Origin of the sequence: Photobacterium halotolerans DSM 18316, from assembly GCF_000425165.1 — a bacterium.
Lineage (GTDB): Bacteria > Pseudomonadota > Gammaproteobacteria > Enterobacterales > Vibrionaceae > Photobacterium > Photobacterium halotolerans.
The window spans coordinates 168,264-182,482 of the sequence record NZ_AULG01000014.1; the positions used below are offsets into that span (position 1 = coordinate 168,264).

At 50.4% G+C, this 14,219-nt stretch carries 11 protein-coding genes; 3 read left to right on the top strand and 8 right to left on the bottom strand.

The window, feature by feature from the left end; all coding sequences use genetic code 11:
- Nucleotides 1-255: 255 nt before the first annotated feature.
- Nucleotides 256-483 carry a hypothetical protein gene (locus H511_RS0102995; RefSeq protein WP_027250975.1) on the top strand — a complete coding sequence of 76 codons (228 nt, stop codon included), beginning with the start codon at nt 256-258 and terminating at the stop codon, nt 481-483.
- 103 nt (nt 484-586) lie between these two features.
- Here H511_RS0102995 and H511_RS22380 read toward each other — a convergent pair whose 3' ends face one another.
- Together H511_RS22380 and H511_RS0103005 are read right to left on the bottom strand one after the other, a co-directional pair.
- Nucleotides 587-1,129: a hypothetical protein gene (locus H511_RS22380; RefSeq protein ID WP_051287762.1), complete on the bottom strand. Its 543-nt coding sequence runs from the start codon at nt 1,127-1,129 to the stop codon at nt 587-589.
- 170 nt (nt 1,130-1,299) lie between these two features.
- A complete protein-coding gene (locus H511_RS0103005) occupies nt 1,300-2,277 on the bottom strand; it encodes a GlxA family transcriptional regulator (RefSeq protein ID WP_027250976.1) in 978 nt (325 codons plus the stop codon).
- Between the two features lie 210 nt (nt 2,278-2,487).
- Here H511_RS0103005 and H511_RS0103010 point away from each other — a divergent pair, with 210 nt between their 5' ends.
- Nucleotides 2,488-4,332, top strand: a complete 1,845-nt coding sequence (locus H511_RS0103010) for a beta-ketoacyl synthase (protein ID WP_027250977.1) — start codon at nt 2,488-2,490, stop codon at nt 4,330-4,332.
- Nucleotides 4,333-4,433: 101 nt separating this feature from the next.
- Here the strand turns inward: H511_RS0103010 and H511_RS0103015 are convergent, their stop codons facing one another.
- The 5 genes from H511_RS0103015 to prsT form a co-directional block, all read right to left on the bottom strand.
- On the bottom strand, nt 4,434-6,086 hold the full coding sequence (locus tag H511_RS0103015) for an AMP-binding protein (protein ID WP_027250978.1): 1,653 nt from the start codon (nt 6,084-6,086) through the stop codon (nt 4,434-4,436).
- Between the two features lie 307 nt (nt 6,087-6,393).
- On the bottom strand, nt 6,394-6,876 hold the full coding sequence (locus tag H511_RS0103020) for a CreA family protein (RefSeq protein ID WP_027250979.1): 483 nt from the start codon (nt 6,874-6,876) through the stop codon (nt 6,394-6,396).
- 82 nt (nt 6,877-6,958) lie between these two features.
- Nucleotides 6,959-7,399, bottom strand: a complete 441-nt coding sequence (locus tag H511_RS0103025) for a VanZ family protein (RefSeq protein WP_027250980.1) — start codon at nt 7,397-7,399, stop codon at nt 6,959-6,961.
- The gene (locus tag H511_RS22385) at nt 7,396-8,184 is read right to left on the bottom strand and encodes a S1 family peptidase (protein WP_036758564.1); all 789 of its coding nucleotides are present in this window, start codon (nt 8,182-8,184) and stop codon (nt 7,396-7,398) included. Before H511_RS22385 ends, H511_RS0103025 begins: the two co-directional genes overlap by 4 nt.
- A gap of 69 nt (nt 8,185-8,253) precedes the next feature.
- Entirely contained in the window at nt 8,254-11,022 is a 2,769-nt protein-coding gene (gene prsT, locus H511_RS0103035; RefSeq protein ID WP_027250981.1) for an XrtA/PEP-CTERM system TPR-repeat protein PrsT, read from the bottom strand.
- 199 nt (nt 11,023-11,221) lie between these two features.
- Between prsT and H511_RS0103040 the strand changes: the two genes are divergently transcribed.
- Nucleotides 11,222-12,430 (top strand): GNAT family N-acetyltransferase, encoded by a 1,209-nt coding sequence (locus H511_RS0103040; RefSeq protein ID WP_027250982.1) that lies wholly within the window; start codon nt 11,222-11,224, stop codon nt 12,428-12,430.
- Here the strand turns inward: H511_RS0103040 and H511_RS24010 are convergent.
- Nucleotides 12,360-13,898, bottom strand: coding sequence for a polysaccharide lyase domain-containing protein (locus H511_RS24010; protein ID WP_051287765.1), 1,539 nt, complete (start codon nt 13,896-13,898; stop codon nt 12,360-12,362). The genes H511_RS0103040 and H511_RS24010 overlap by 71 nt on opposite strands.
- Nucleotides 13,899-14,219 lie beyond the last annotated feature (321 nt).

Genomic DNA, 14,219 nt, shown 5'->3' on the forward strand with positions numbered 1-14,219 from the left:
CCAGCATGAGAAAGGTTTCCATGTCCAGTGGATTTTTTAAATGGCACAAGAAAAAATAATGGCTTCAGAAGTCGGGCGGGTGAAATCAGGTCATGCCGGTATGTCTGTCGGAAGCGACTCCTCGCGTGCCTGCGGTAAGCGAAAAAATGCTAATAACTCATAGTCTGTTCAAGCTCCATTCAACTTTGTTGTGCGAGGCTGAGTGTCTGGATACAGGTATTGTCCTGTTTCCTGTACCTGATAATGAGGTGACAGATGAAAAATATCCTTACTGGTGTGATCGCACTGGTTATAGGTTTCTTTGCGTTGACCTTTGCGGCAGTCATGGGACTGACGATGGCGTTGATTGCATTTATTGCTCAGCCATTTCTCAAGCGCAAGCTAGCGAAGGAATTTGCCACTTTCAATGCAGCACAAGCTGATAATACGACGCCAAAAGGGCGCGTTATTGAAGGTGAGTACGAGCCGGTTCAAAGCCGATAAGATTCACACATGCCAGACATCGAACGCCAGCACAAGTGCTGGCGTTTGCTCTTTCAGTGGTTGTGATGTGAACCCCCGAGATAACCCCCTGCTGCTGTTTCGCTTATTTTGTCACCTGGTTTCTCAGGCAATCCAAAAAATCACCCAGATGACCGTCCTCCAGATAGAATCGATAGTGCTTGCTGGCACTGTGTAACTCAAAACGGCCTTCATCTTCTGCGATCAGCCTGACTAAGAGGTCAAAAGCTTGCCTCGGACTCGTACTGCCTAATCTGACCAAATGGGCAATGCTGTAACTGCGGGAGGAGTCTGACAGGTTCAGATTGCCGTAATACTTTTTCCAGTCCGCGGTAAAAATCTCAACAGGTTGACCGGTACGAAAATAACTGAAGTTTTCAAAGCCAACTGGATAAGAGATCTCGGTTTTCAGTGCGACATACCGCCGGTTAAAGCCGTGATCCGCGACGAGCGCAATCTGAAAATCCGCTTCAATGTTGTTGTACTGATTTCTGGTCAGATGGTACAGGTCTAACCGGCAGGAGCGGTCATCCAGTTTTGTGGTACTGGTCGGTAAAGGTTGAGCAAGGGCACTGACAGCAAAGCTCGCTATGAACAGAATGAAAAACACTTGGATACGGCGATACATCACTTGATTTTCCAGTTCATCGAGACAGGCATTACCCAGTTAAACTCGAGACCTTATTGAATTGTTCGTTACTAATAGCATAGCGACTGGGTGACTATCAGTGGGGCAGGGAGCAGAGCTAAGTGATTGATCTGGTAATTAAGTGATGCGGAATCTCATAAGTGAGTAATTCAGGCCTGGTAGATCTTCGCTTTGACCATATGACGGTACTGAGACGGACTCAGTGTAAACTGTTGTTGGAAACGGGTACTGAAATGATGGGCGTCACGGTAACCGACCTGCTCTGCAACATCCTGAACAGACAACCCAAAGTCCCGCAACAGGATTTGTGCCGCTTCCATGCGCAAAGACTGCAAATACTCATGCGGGGTCTGGCCGACCTGGGTTTTGAACCGGCGTTGAAAAGTCCGCAATGGCAAGCCGCACTGCTCTGCAACGTCTTTTGCCGTGATCGGCCGGGATAAGTTGCGTTTGAGCCAGTCCTGCGCCAATGCGATGGACTCATCAAACTGAACTTCTCCGCCTATCTGATAAAAGGGTTGCTGATCTGACTGAGAGATTTCATGCCCGAAATGCGTTTCGACCGTTTTCGCCACACTCTGACCAAAATGCTCACGAATCAGGTACAGGATCAGCTCTGATTGCGAGTTAATACTGACAGTACAATACAAACCATTGGCAACAGTAATGGATGCCTGACGGTTCAGGACAACGTCCGGGTAACGTGCGGCAAATTTATCGTAATAATACCAGTGTGTGGTTGCGACTTGCTGATCAAGCAGCCCGGTTTCGGCCAGCCAGCACACGCCTGTGCCGGTTGCGATAATTTTGGCGCCTTGCTGGTATTGATGAGTAAGCCATGGCACCAGCCCCGGACATTGCTTCAGTGCGGAGATCGGGTTGCCCCAGATGGGCGGAAGAATCACAAAATCGAATTGCCCGGAAGCTTTCAGCGTCAGATCCGGTTGTAACCGCAGGCCGGATTTGACCGCTGGCGGCGAAAGACTCTCTGCAACAACCGAAATTGAAACGGGTTTTGACCTCTGATCCTGTTTTGGCCTCAGGCTGGCAGCACTGCTCAGCATCTCTGCAGCAAGAGAAATACCTGTGATTAACGCACGCGGGTAAAGGACAAAGGCAATCTTCATAGTCAGCACTCTGTTTTAAACGTAATGGAGACAGAAACGGGGCGATGTTTTCTGAACCTGAGCTGAAGCTGGCTGATCAGCACGACACAATTTTGTCTTAATGGACAGGTTTGGCGTTTATGTCAGTAATTATGGCGCAAAAGGCAGGTGAAATGCCAGCGGAACTTGGTAATCTGATAGACAAATAAATCATGAAGCAAGAAGCATACAATGAAATTACCTCTGATTGTCGGAATGGGCGGCATCAATGCCGCAGGTCGTAGTTCAGGTTTTCACAGCTATAAACGTATGCTGGCAGACATACTGCCGGTCAGCGATATGCATTCAACCTGGCAAGATCTGGCGCACCGAATGGGCCTGGCAGACGGTGACGTCACTGACACTGTGATTGAGGCGATCAAGGACGGCACTTTGATTCGCCGCATTGAAACCTTCGATCCTGATCGTGTACTGCAACAATATAAAACAGCGATTTCAGGCGGTAATGAACAGATCTGTTTCACATTGCGCAAATCAAAGCTGCCCGCGCATGTGCCGGAGAACTGGCACCTGGAAGAAGAGGGCAGCAAAGTCCATATCACGGTAACCGGTGAGCTGGATGCGCTGCTGGCCGATTACGTCACTTTTCCTGTCAGCAGTGGCGGCAACATTCCCCGCGGCTTTGAGCCGGGTAAGTTGTATAACTCGCGGTTTCATCCGCGCGGACTGCAACTGACCATTTACGGTGCCTCAGATGCGCTCAATTCCCTGGGTGTTGACTGGTCGGAAATACTGACCCATATCCGTCCAGACGAAGTTGCCGTGTATGCCGGTAGTGCGCTGGCGCAGATTGATGATCAATCCATAGCCGGTATGGTTGCCGCACCGCTTACCGGCGGCCGGGTCAGCTCGAAAATGATGGCTTTATCGCTGGCTGAAATGCCGGCTGATTTCATCAACGGCTATGTGATTAACAGCGTGGGGACAACGGGTACCAACATGGGGGCCTGTGCAACCTTCCTGTACAATTTGCGTCAAGGCATGCAAGACATCCAGAGTGGTGCGGCCAAAGTGGCGATTGTCGGAAATGCCGAAGCGCCTGTGGTGTCTGAAATCATGGAAGGTTTTCGCGTGATGGGGGCGCTAGCCGAAGACGCACAACTCTGCGCGCTGGATGGCAGCGAAACCGTAGATAACCGCCGTGCCTGTCGTCCGTTTTCTGATAACGCCGGATTTACCATGGCAGAGTCAGCCCAGTTTGTGGTGCTGATGGAAGAAGAGCTGGCCTTGAAACTGGGGGCCAATATTTATGGTTCTGCTGCCGATGTGTTTATCAATGCCGATGGCAATAAGAAATCTATCTCTGCGCCTGGGGTAGGCAACTATGTCACTGTTGCCAAGGCCGCGGCGCTGGCACAGGCCATACTCGGCCCGGACGGTGTGAAGAAAACCTTTGTCCAGGCCCATGGTACTGGCACACCGCAAAACCGAGTTACGGAAAGCCACATACTCAACGAGGTGGCAAAGACCTTTGGCATTGAAAACTGGCCGGTGACGGCGATTAAATCTTATGTCGGTCATTCTATGAGTGCGGCAGCCGGCGATCAGCTGATGGCTTCTCTGGGTGTCTGGCAGTACGGCTGGATTCCGGGCATCAAAACCATTGATCATATTGCTGATGATGTTCATCAGTCCAATCTGAATATTCTGATGGATCATTATTTTGCCGGCACAGCGGGTGATGATATGCAGGGCGTGATCATTAACGCCAAAGGTTTTGGTGGCAACAATGCGTCAGCGCTGGTGCTGTCGCCGCAGAAAACCCTGGCGATGCTGCAAAAGAAATACGGCCAGCTTGCTATCGCCGAATATCTTGCACGCAATGTCAAGGTGCGTGGCGTCACCGCTGCGCATGATCAGCAGGCTTGTCAGGGACAGGAAGCAATCCGTTATTATTTTGGTGAGTCTGTGATGGATGAAACCTCGGTGACAATGACACAGGACAGCCTGACACTGTCGGCCTTTGGTGAGGCCATTGTACTGCCAACAGTAAATCCGTACGCCGATTACGAATAACCCCTTCGCTCTCTGCAACAAAAAAACGGGCAGCTTTAAGCTGCCCGGTTATTATTGCATTTGCGAACGATCACTTGTTGTAACGATGACGGTTGCGCCGTTTATTCTTCCCACTGGATCAGCTGATCTTTTGGCCACTGACAGCCGGTATCGTGATACTGTTTTTCCAGCACATGACGCTTGATTTTCAGCGTAGGGGTCAGAATACCGTTCTCAATACTCCAGGGTTCTTTGATCATCAGAACACCTTTGATCTTGGCGTGTGATTCCAATTCTTTATTGATGGTGTCGATTGCCCGGCTCACTTTTTTCGCATATCTGTCCCGGTCAAAATCAGGGTAAGCATGCGCTACCGCCAGCAGTATGGGGGCGGGCATACCTGAACCCACCACACACATCATTTCAATGCCACAAAGTTCAAAGAGGCGTTTTTCAATCGGAACCGGTGAAACGAATTTGCCTTTCGCTGTTTTGAAGTTGTCTTTTTTCCGGCCCTGAATCGTCAGGAAGCCTTCTTCATCCAGACTGCCCAGGTCGCCGGTATGCAGCCAGCCTTCATCATTGAAGCTTTCTCTGGTCGCGATGTCGTTTTTGTAGTAACCAGAAAACAGGCCTTTGCTACGCACCAGAATTTCATCATCTTCGGCGATCTTGATATCTACTCCCGGCCCCGCACTGCCTACCGTGCCGATCTTGTCGCTGCGAAACGGAAGATTGAGTGTGCCATAGGCATAGTTTTCCGTCATCCCCCAGGCTTCGGTGATATTGAGCCCGATGCTCTCATACCAGCGCAGCAGGGCCGGTGAAACCGGTGCTGACCCGCAACCTAATACGCGCGCTTCATTCAGGCCCAGTCCGTCAGCCAGTTTGCGTTTGATCAGGCCGGACACAAAAGGGATTTTCAGCAAAATGTTCAGTTTTGCCTGCGGCAGTTTTTCCAGAATTCGTTGCTGGAACACGGTCCAGAGGCGAGGAACTGAAATAAATAATGTCGGGCGGTGCATTTTCACATCTTCAATGAAAGTATCCAGTGATTCAGGAAAAGCAACCTGCACTCCCGCCATCATTGATGTGCCCAGGATATAGACACGTTCTGTGATATGAGCCAGGGGAAGGTAGGAGAACAGACGTTCATTGTCGACGATGCCGATATGATCAATGAGGTTCTGCGCCGAAAACGCAAAGCCACCGTAGGAGAGAATGGCCCCTTTGGGTAAACCTGACGTGCCGGATGTATATACCAGCGACATCACATCGTTGTCCTGATGGGAAGGGCGCTCTTCACTCGGGGTATGCGAGTCAATCAACGCATTGAGTGAATGCTGGCACTCGGGCGTATTCGGGTACGGGAAGCTGACCGTGATCATCTCTTCCAGGTTGTGACAGACGGTATTGATCGCGCGGTTATCATCCAGTTTACCGATGAAAACCAACTTAGCCTCACTGTGAGTCAGGCAGTACTCTATGGTGTCTGCACCCGCAGTAGGAAAGATAGGTACGCTGATGTAACTGCCGAGCATCATGGCCAGATCGCAGATATACCATTCAGCGCAGTTTTTCGAGATTAAACCGACTTTGTCCCCGGGCAGGAGACCCTGTGCACGTAACGCACTGACAAGGCGCAGCGCCTTATCAACGACCTCGGCATAAGTAAAATCGGTAAACTGCCGGTTAATGATCTGGCGGAGAAAAATGTCATCCGGGCGCTCTTCTGCCCATTTCAACATGCGTTCATGAGGTAATGCCTGCGTCATGAGCGAATCCCTTAATGTGTTTGGCTGTAAAGGCAAAGTCATTGTAATGTTCCATTCCGTGGTTGTTATTATCTTGTTAAATAATTAAATGCGGCTTTAGGTGGAGCGTCAAGATATCACTGTATTGAATTTGCGGTAAAAATCTAACTTGGCGCTCAAAAATACCGGTTTAAGTCATTGAGAAAACTGGAAGAGGTACGGGTTAGCTGTGCACCTGCAGCAGCTCTGCGAATTGTCAGAGCTGCGATGCAGTATGCATGTGTTTTTGTTACTGAATGTAAACAGTAACCTGAATGAAGAGGATCAGTTACTGTGCCTGTGGTGTGACAGGTGCCTGATACGCTTTGGTACCCCAGAGCGGCACTGTGGACAGGCTGTGCTTATAGCTGCCCGATGTTTCTTTGGTGGAATAAGACAGGTACATCAGTGTCTGATTGTCCTGATCAAAGACCCGGCGAATTTTCATGGTTTTGAAAAAGACACTTTTAGACTTTTTGAATACCACATCACCCGCTTTCGATTTATCAATCGCGGCGATCATTTCCGGGGTAATTTCACCGGTTTGCCGGCAGGAAATGGATGAATCACTGGGATCTGAAAAATCCAGATCCGCTTCAATACTGGCAATGTGGCAAGTGACACCGGGTACCAGCGGATCATCGAGCACATTCAGTTTGATGTCTTTAGTGGTAAATACGCCCAGACTGACGTCACCGACTTCGTTGTCTGAACAGCCTGCCAGTAAGGATGCTCCTGCGATCAGGGCAGAAAAGAGCAGAGCGCGCTTCATTCAAAGTCTCCATTGTTCTGTAAAAATAGTGAGTGGAACGGCGTCCGGAAAAGAATGACGCTCTCGCGGATTGTGCATACATTTAGCGTCTTCTGCCGCTTTTTATGGCAGCATGCCGTTCCAGATACCAAGATAGCAACCCGCCCAGCATGACTCCAGAAAGATTTGCCACGGCATCGGAAAAAGAGCTCTCGCGCCCAAGATCAAGAATGCCCTGGAAAATTTCGAGCAGACTGGCAAAAATCATCAGCCCGATCAGCAGGGTAACGTAGAAACGGTATTGCTGGCTGACACACAGTGCCAGCATGGCGAAAAGCATATAAGTCAGTACATGCAGCAGTGTATCCAGGCCGGATATGCCGTAGCTGTCTAAGTCGGCCAGTGACCCTTTCTCTGCGGCCGGCATTAAGGTCAGTCCTGCGATAAAAACGGCATATAAACCGAATAGCAGCCATATCCATATCAGTAATTGCCGCTCTTTCAGCGAAACATACAGTGATATAGGTTCAGCATGCTTTCTCATGGTTTATAGCGTGAGCTTAACAACTGATTCAGATGCCGAACGGGAATGGCATAGGTGATGGCACTCGGCTGGCTCAGTGCGTTTTCTTTACTGGTTTGCACTAAGACCTTATTGATGACGGCGATGACTTCACCTGTGTCCTGATGGTAGACCGGACTGCCGCTGTTTCCGGGGTAGGCCGTGGCATCAAACTGATAGACGACAAAAGGATTTTTCAGGTGTTTGAGGCGAGCGACGGAAAGCTCTTTGGCGGTGCGGGCCGGTACTGCAATCGGCGTAATGCTGGATACCATGCCTCTGTGTGTCACCGGATACAGACCGAGCACTGCACCTATCGGGAAGCCAGTGAAGCTGTATATTTCGCCTTCACGTACTTGGCGCGGAGAGAGGCGCAAGCTTGGTAAGGGGCTGCCAGTGATTTTCAGCAATGCCAGATCGTGCTCACTGTCACGTGCAACGACGGTTGCGGTGCGAACATCCGGTGAAGTGCCTGTCCCGACAAAGACAACAAAGCTGGTGTTTGTATCCACTTCGATGGAAGTGGGGACAACGTGATTATTGGTGGCAATCAGTGTGCCATCGCCGACGACAAAGCCAGTCCCGATGAGATTCGCCCGCGGCGTCGCCAGTTTGTTGTAAGTGCCGACTCCGATCACTGAAGGTTTAATTTTCGCAATAACATCTGGCAATGCGGCTTGTGTGCTCGCGGTGGCAAGCAGCATGCTGCCGAGGCAGAGCAGAGTTCGTACGATGAGCAGAGTGACTCGACGGGTACAGAAAAGCATGATTTTTTGTCCTTACACGCTGGCAGAAAATAGGGTGAACCTGTCGCCCCGCACTGCGGGGCGCTGAGTTTACAGCCGGATTTGTTCTTCCAGTTTGCTCTTTAGCATCAGCAGTTTAGGATCGGACGTCGTCACGCCAATGAGAATTTCTCGTGCATTTTCCTTCATATTGTTTGCCAGCAGGCTTTCTGCATAGTGAAGGGCGATCTCAGGGTTAGTCTGTGCCTGTCTGTAGGCTTTTTCCAGCATGGGCAGCGCATTGGCGGCCTGCCCTGATTTCAGCAGGCAGTAACCGTAGGTATCCTGAATCTGTGGGTGCTCCTGAGCCAATCCTAGGGCTTTCGACGCGCTGTCGCAGGCTTGCGGATACTTTTCCTGAGACAAATACAGCCAGGCGAGGTTATTCAAAGCCACGACATTATCTGGCTGTTGCTCCAGAATGTGCCGGTACTGCGCAATGGCTTGTTCAGGCTGCTGTTCAAATTGCAGCTGGGCCAGTGTCAGGCGCAAGGGCGCGGCTTTATCACCGTATTCTTTAATGACATCCTGCAAGAATGCAATGGCTTCCTGAGGTTGCTGGTTTAATGAATAAGCACTGGCCACATCGTTGGCGCTGGCGATCCCAGGTGAGGCATCATAGCGTTTCAGTTGCCACTCAACAGCCCGGGTAAAGTCTTTGCGCTGCAGGTAATTCAGGGCTTGTAATCGCATGAAATACGCTTGTGTCTTTACGGTGTCCGGCAGGGCATCCAGCGTGGCCTGGCTGGCGCTGGCATTGTCCAGTTTCAGCTGCAACCCGGCTTTCATCAGCGAAAAGACTGCCGTTTTCTGAAATAACTGCTCGGCTTTTTCGGCGAGCACAAGACTGTCTCTCATTTTGTTGTTTAACTCTTTAATCTGGATATTGCGCATATAGGCTTGCTGGCTGAGTACATCTTGCTCAAGCCATCTGGTGTAGGCCGGTTCGGCCTGACGGTAGTCGCGCTGACTGAAATAGATATCACCCAGCAGTCGCCAGCTTTGTGCGGTTTGCTGCTGGGGTGTCAGAGTTGTAATGAGGCTGAGTGCCTGATCCGGGTGTTGTTGCAGCATATAACCACGAGCCAGATCTAATTTCAGTGCGGTATTATCCGGGTGTGCTTCGACCTGAGCAGCGACCAGAGACACAGCCTGGTCCAGTTGCCCGCTGAGCTGGCCATATTTGTACAGTGTCCGGGTGGTCAGATTCTTTCCCGGGTAATGGGAATAGGCGGTGCGGGCATAACCGAAAGCGGTGTCCATATCATTTTTGCTGGCGGCAATCTGGCCAAGCCCCAAAGTGGCTTGCACGTTCTTGGGGTCTTTTGCCAGTACCTGCTGATAGATTGTCTGCGCCTGATCGGGCTTTTTCTCAATTTGCAGCACCAGGGCATTAAGCATCCGGGCGGTCTGATCGTCCGGATTGCGTTCAAGCCAGGTATTAACGAGCTGTTTGATCTCGCTGGTCCGGCCTTGTTTTAAGTAATAATAGGCAAGCCCCAAATTCGCTTCGGCGAGGGTTGGATCGGTATCGAGAATGTGCTGAAGAGTGTCGACCCCAGTCGTATCATTACTGGCTAACTGAAGCAGTCCTAAGCGCAGCTGCTTGCTGGTGGTTGGGGTATGATTAGCTTTTTCTGCCAGAGACATGGCGGCGTCATTACGGCCGATTTTGGCCAGCTCCAGGCTCATATCTGAGATAAAGTCGCTGCTTGCTTTGTCTGAGGCATCGAACTGATTCATGGTTTGCATGGCGCCTTCAATGTCGCCCAGCTTAAGCTGGCTGGAGGCGTACAGGCGTTGGATCATATGGTTTTGCGAGACAAAAGGCGCGACTTTTTCAAATCGCTCACTGGCCTGTTCATAATTTCCCTGGTTATAGGCAACGACCCCCGAAATCAGGTAAGTGGGCAGGTTTCTGGAACCGTTTCGGATGGCTAAGTTGGCGTGGACTTTTGCCTCAGTCTGTTTATCTTCGGCGTAAAGAATGGTGGCTTTCAGTTCATTGCTCAGTACGTGACCGCTTAACACTGTCAGCAGATTATCAACATACTTTTCTGCGTCTTTGTACTGCTCCGTTTTCACCAGCGCCTGTGCCAGATACAGGGTGTTTTGTAAGGCTTTCGGGGCGGCGTCGACGGCTTTGCGATAACTCTCTGCGGCGGCTTTGTTATGACCCATACTGGTTTCAATATGGCCTTTCAGCAGCCAGGCGTCACTGCTGTCGGGATATACTCTGACGATATTACTGACTTGGCTCAGTGCCGTATCATTGAGGTCTCTGGTGGCATCTAAGCTGGCTCTGGCAAGGCGGGTATAGAGCGTGATCTGTCCGGTTGCTTCGGCTCGCTGAAAGGCTTGTTCAGCGCCAACCGGATCGTTATCGAGCAGCAAAGCCAGTGATTCGATAGCGTAAATATCGGCCAGTGCTTCAGCTTGCTGGCTGCGGGAACCTCTGGCCAGATCAATGATATCGGCTGTTTTTTTCTGACCCAGATAGGCCTGGGCAAGCAGTGGTTCAATTGCGTCCTGCTCGTCGGCGCTTCTGAGTGCTTTATACAATTCTTTTTCGGCACTGGCATAATCGCCCTGGCTCAGGTAAATGTTACCCAGCATAAGCCGGGCCTGACTGGCATCAGGGTGTTGCTGTATGGCATTTTTCAGCTCTATAACCGCAGCATTGATTTGATTGCTGCTGAGATAGGTATCGGCTTTGGCCATGTACTCATCAACAGACTGTTCACCGCAGGCTGTGAGTGTGACAGCGACAACACCAGCGAGTGCCAGCACATGAAAGGTGGTGCGAGGTAAAAAAGCCATAATCATCCCTGTCAGAATTTTCAGATGGACTTTTTTAGGATAGTCACATTTTTGACACTGCGGCTAATCGCTTTGACATAAAACGTCTGTTGCACTCACTGTGGTCATAAAAATAGCCATGACAGCACCTGAAAAGTGCGTTGCCTGTTGCTCTGCTATGCTTGATGCGAACGGATAAATCACGGCGCAGGGTAAAAAAATGAAACGCAAAAACAGTTCGATACAGTGCGAATGGATTGTTAACCCCGACCATAAGTGGTTAGCAGGACACTGGTGTGCGCTTGAGGAGCAGGCTGAACCAAACCTGTTTTTGTCCTGGCTCTGGATCGGGACCTGGCTGGATTGTTTTGTGGACAATTGTTGTGTTGTTCTTGCCCGGCAAGAGGACAATATTGTCGGTCTGGGTATTATCGTGATTAAGGAGAAAAAGATCGCCGGTTTGTCCTATGGCAGACAATTCTGCCTTCACCGGACAGGTATTCCCTCACAGGATCAAATCTGGATTGAATATAACGATTTTCTGATGGACAAGGCGCTGGTCAGTACCGTTCGACCGTTAATGACAGCCTGTGTGATGTCGCAAATGAACGGGACAGATGTCTTTGAGGTTGGCGCCAGTCTGGACGTGGACTTTATCAGTAACGGGTCACAGTCCGTGGCGGCGGATTGTGGCAGCGAAAGGGCAGACAATCAGGCCGTCTTATCCGGGCTGGTACTTGCAGAAAAAGAGGTGGTGTGGGAGTCGGTTGGCTTTGCGCTGGATTTTGGCCCGCTGAAGGACAAGAATCAGACGCTCGATAGCTTCTTGTCGCGAAATGCCAGATATCAGATAAAGCGCAGCCTGAATAAGTACAGTGCGCTGGGCGAAGTGAAAATCACCACGGCTTCTTCTGTCACTCAGGGGCTTGAGCTTTTCAATCATGCGGCGGAATATCACCTGAGTCGCTGGGGCAGCAAATCAGAACAAAGTGGTTTTGCGAATCCCGGTTTTCTGCATTTTCATCACGAGCTGATTCGCCGTGGACTGCCTCAGGGGCAGATTGCCATTCACCACCTGCAGGCCGGGGAAGATGATCTGGGAGTGATTTATAATTTTCACCATGCCAACTGGGTGCTGTTCTATTTAAGTGCGCTGAATTATGGCTCGGGTGATAATCACCTTAAACCCGGTCTGGTTGCGCACTATCTGCTGATCCAGGATGCCTGGGAAAAAGGGGCGCTGGGGTACGATTTTATGGGCGGGATTGCCCGCTATAAAAAAACGTTCGCCAACCGGGAGTGCCGGCTGGCGATCAGTCAGTTTCGTTATCCGCACTTTACCTATTCAGTGAAGAAGGCTATTCGTGCTTTGAAGCGCCGTGCCCTGAAGCGTCGGGTGTTGTCCGAAAGCAGTTCTGACTGTCCTTGAAGGCGCCGGCAAAGGTGTCTTGCGCACTGATTGGGTTACCACAAAAATCCGAGACTCTGTTTCCTTTCGCCGTCACGGGATACTCAGTGGCACTGCGGGTTAATCTGGCTTTAACAGCATCGTCTTTGGGCGAAAAATTGCCTATTGTTGGCGAGGTAAACCAATCGTCCAGTTTTTGTTTTTCGGTCAGATAATCAGGGGAAAGAATCAGATTGTAGGAGGCCGACGCTTTACCCTGATCGCGTTCCCGTATTTTGCCGCTCACAATGTTGTTAATCAGCTCGGCGCTGGATTGCGCAAACCGGACGTCGATGCCGGAGGTGTGATAGAGAATGTTGTTGTTGACCAGTGAATTACTGGATTTATTAATGTACAGGCCCACATCATTGCAGTGCAGAACGATATTGTTACGCACTGTATGGCGATTTCCTTCGAAAGCAATCTGACCCCGCCGGTTTTCCTGCTCCATGCCGCCGCCACCTAATGACAGGCCAATCTGATAACCATTATATTTCCGGCTGGTGCTGTTACAGATCACCAGATTGTTTTCTATGATACCTTGCTCGTTGCCGCCTTTCATGAACGCGCCATAGCTGACCTGATTGCCGCCGGATTTGATGAAATCACGAATGATGTTGCGATCGATACTCCAGGCATTGCCATGGTCCAGATTAATGGGAGTGACAGATCTCGAGGTGTCTCTTGGCTGAGTATTGTAAAAGTGATTGCGACGAATGGTGCCGTTATCCGGGAACTGGTTCGCCATCCGGTTGACCTTGATGGCGGCGTTGAAATCAATGAAGACATTGTTCTGAATCAGATTATGGTCGGCATCGCCAACAATGTGCAGTGCGTGATCGCAATCGGAAGGGGTTGGACAAACGCCTTTAAAGGTCAGCCCTGATACCGTCCAGTAGGGCTGGTTAATCACTATACCTTCCAATCCGTCGAACTGCAGCAGAACAGTACCCGGCTCTTCTGCCCGCAAGACCACAGGGCGCGATGCAGAGGGTGTAATCTGGCTGATATCAAGGCGCTTGCTGCTGAAAAAGTAGGTGCCTTTTTTCACGACTATGTCCTGACCGGGTAATACATCTTCCAGCGCTTTTTCAAAGCTTTGCTCATCGGATACCCAAAGGGTGCCGAGCGGAGCGGGTTTGATGGCTTCTGGCTGAGAACCTGCTGATGACCACTCAGGCCCGACGGATGGCCAGTATCTGGTATCAAACTCGCGCCAGAAATAGGAAGGACTGGCGAGGTTGCTGGCCACACTGGCAACAGCCTGATTGACAGGTGCCAGACTTGGAAACTCTTGTTCAATGTGGCTGACAGATTGGCGCAAAGCGGCAGGCAGGGTCTGATTTTGTTCGCTCCAGTGTTTCACCAGATACACACAGGTCACAAGGATGACCACGTGAGCGAGAACACCGATTGTCGCGAGATATGTTTTTATTCCTTTCGAAATCATCAGTCAGCCCCCGGCTAAGATCTGCGATAAAAGTGTGATTAACGTCAAACAATATTCAAGATCGAGTATAGGTAAGAATGCTGAAACCGGATGAAGTAAGTACCACAAATCCGCCATAGTTCCTCACTGTAACCAGACTGGATGTGGGTGTCGCTCTGGCTTCGGCACTGAGATCAGGGAAACAGAAAAACCGGAAATATAAGCAGTTAGCCAGATTGCTAATAGGTGAAACTCGGATAGCCGTTTTTAAACTATTCAGGCGGCGGGTAAGACAATTTTATGATCCGGCATGGTGGCTCCGTGCTTCATGTGCCATTTTTA